Here is a 2,407-nt window from a genome sequence, read left to right on the forward strand (position 1 = left end):
GGTTCGGGCCCCGTGACGGTCGGGGCCCGGACCGCGACCGGGCTCAGCGACCGGCGGGGTTCAGTGACCGTTTGGGCTCAGCGCTTCGGTCGGGCTCAGCGCGTCAGGGCCGCGAGCGTCTCGTCCAGGCTCGGCGTGCCGGGGCGGGGCCGGTTGTACGGGAGCTTGGAGAGCATCGAGCCCATCGCGCAGGTGTTGGTCAGCGCGGAGAAGGCCAGCCCGCCGCTGACGGCGGCGGAGACCCAGCGGGCGCCCGGCAGCGCGAGGTCGACCAGCACGCCGGCCAGCACCAGGGAGCCGGCCACCATCCGGACCTGGCGGTCCAGCGCCCACACCCGGCGGGCGCCGGCCACCTGGTCCAGCGGCCGCCCGGCGCTCGCCCAGGCGTTGGTGCCACCGGCCAGGGTGAGGGTCGGGATGCCGGCGTCGGCCAGCACACGGCAGGCGTTGTCGGCGCGCGGCCCGGCGGCGCAGACCACGGCGATCTCGCCCCGCCCGGCGGCCTCGCGCAGCGCGGGCAGGGCGCGGTCGAGCTGGTCGAGCGGGACGTTCAGGGCGCCGGGGATGTGGCCGGCGGCGTACTCGCCGGGGGAGCGGACGTCGATGAGGGTGAGCAGGCCGAGGCGGGGCTGGAGCTGCTCGACGGTCAGCGGCGTGGTCATGGGGGTGGGGGTCCTCTCGGGTGGGGGTGTCGGTGGTGGTGCGGGGAGGTGCGGGGAGGTTCGGGGGCGGCTCGCCGTGGTGATCAGCCCACCGTGGTGATGAGCATCAGCGCGGCGACGGCCAGCAGGGCGACGGCGAAGGCCTTCTGGAGGGTGCGCCCGCTGAGCTTGTCGGCCAGCCGCTTGCCGTCCCAGGCGCCGAGGATCGCCGCCCCGGTGAAGGGGGCGGCCACGGCCCAGTCGATCGCCCCGGCCGAGCCGAGGCGGGGGATCAGGGCGGCGAGCGAGTTGGCGGTGATGACCAGCAGGCTGGTGCCGACGGCCTCGGCCATGGTGAAGGCGAGCACCGAGACCAGGGCCGGTACGGCGAGGAAGCCGCCGCCGACGCCGAGCAGTCCGGTGACGGCGCCGAGCCCGGCGCCCGCCGCCGTGGAACGGCCGACTCCGGCGGCGGAACGTTCCTGCGCGTTCTTCGCGGGCGGCTTCAGCATCCGCCAGGCCGCGAGCGCCGCCAGTACCGAGAAGGCACCGGTCAGCAGCGCGCCCGGCAGATGGGCGGACAGCGCCCCGGCGGCCATGGCGGCGGGCAGTCCGGCGGCGGCGAACAGCGCGCCGGTGCGCCAGCGGACCCGGCCCGCCCGGGCGTGGGCGAGCAGCCCGGTCAGCGAGGTCGCGGCGACGATCACCAGGCTGGCGGTGGTGGCCAGCGCCGGGCTGAAGCCCAGCAGGTAGACGAGGGCGGGGACGGCGAGCATGCTGCCGCCGCCGCCCAGCCCGCCCAGGGCCAGCCCGACCACCGCACCGGCGGCGAGCGCCAGGATCAGCGTGGTCATATCACGTGCCCGGCGCCGCCGTCGGGCGTGGTGACCGGCAGCCCGGCCAGCGCCCAGGCGCCCATGCCGCCGACCACGTTCAGTGCCTCGACGCCGCGCCGCGCGAGCAGTTCCGCCGCGCGCCCGGATCGGTTGCCGGAGCGGCAGATCGCCAGCACGGTCCGCCCGGCCGCCCCGGTCGGCAGCGGGACACCGGCGGCCAGCCCGATCAGCGGCTGGTGCAGTGCGCCGGGGGCGTGTCCGGCGGCGAACTCGGCGGCCTCCCGGACGTCCAGCAGCACGGCGGTGCCGGTGCGGGCGAGCTCGTGGGCCTCGGCGGGGGTGGCCCGCCCGGGGGCGCCCGGTCCGTGGGCGTCGGGCCGGTGGGCGTAGGGCCCGTGGGCGTGCGGCAGCAAGGGCATGAGGTGTCTCCAGTGGTGCAGACCGGACCGCAGTGGTCCGGCGGGTCGGGGGCGGCGCGGGCGTCCGTACGGGCCCGGTGGCCCGGTGCGGGTGGTGTGCCGGGTGCGTGGCACGGCCGGTGCGTCCTCGGCCCCGCCGGCGCCTGGCCCGTACCTGGCTCGGCGGCGGTGGCCGGCCCCTCGGTGCCCCACCATAGTACCCCCGGGGGTATTATCGAAATCACTCGGCGATACCCCGTCCCGTATCGGCTCGGGCAGCCGTATGCTCGCAAATATACCGAGGGGGGTATCAGAACGGCGCTGCGGCGCCCGACACCGCCCAGGCCTACGAGCCGCCCACCCCCGCACCGCCCGGCCCCGAGCCGCCCAGTCCTATGCCGCCAGTCCTATGCCGCCCAGGAAGGTCCCCCGTGTACTTCGCCCAGTTCTACCTCGACTGCCTCTCCCAGGCCTCGTACCTGATCGCCGACGAGCGCACCGGCCAGGCCGTGATCGTCGACCCCCGCCGGGA

Annotated in this window: 3 protein-coding genes; all 3 read right to left on the reverse strand. The window is 76.7% G+C overall.

The features are described 5' to 3' along the window. Positions 1-95 precede the first annotated feature (95 nt). Positions 96-662: a rhodanese-like domain-containing protein gene (locus ACFU7Z_RS38705; RefSeq protein ID WP_380782839.1), complete on the reverse strand. Its 567-nt coding sequence runs from the start codon at positions 660-662 to the stop codon at positions 96-98. An 83-nt stretch (positions 663-745) separates the two neighbouring features. Beyond that, positions 746-1,495 (reverse strand): sulfite exporter TauE/SafE family protein, encoded by a 750-nt coding sequence (locus ACFU7Z_RS38710; RefSeq protein WP_380782841.1) that lies wholly within the window; start codon positions 1,493-1,495, stop codon positions 746-748. Further along, on the reverse strand, positions 1,492-1,896 hold the full coding sequence (locus ACFU7Z_RS38715; protein WP_380782843.1) for a rhodanese-like domain-containing protein: 405 nt from the start codon (positions 1,894-1,896) through the stop codon (positions 1,492-1,494). Before ACFU7Z_RS38715 ends, ACFU7Z_RS38710 begins: the two co-directional genes overlap by 4 nt. Between the last annotated feature and the right edge of the window lie 511 nt (positions 1,897-2,407).

Origin of the sequence: Kitasatospora sp. NPDC057518 (assembly GCF_042802075.1) — a bacterium.
Lineage (GTDB): Bacteria > Actinomycetota > Actinomycetes > Streptomycetales > Streptomycetaceae > Kitasatospora.

Coding starts and splice junctions, on each gene's coding strand:
- ACFU7Z_RS38705 (WP_380782839.1), bottom strand. CDS start 662: ATGACCACGCCGCTGACCGTCGAGCAGCTCCAGCCCCGCCTCGGCCTG.
- ACFU7Z_RS38710 (WP_380782841.1), bottom strand. CDS start 1,495: ATGACCACGCTGATCCTGGCGCTCGCCGCCGGTGCGGTGGTCGGGCTG.
- ACFU7Z_RS38715 (WP_380782843.1), bottom strand. CDS start 1,896: ATGCCCTTGCTGCCGCACGCCCACGGGCCCTACGCCCACCGGCCCGAC.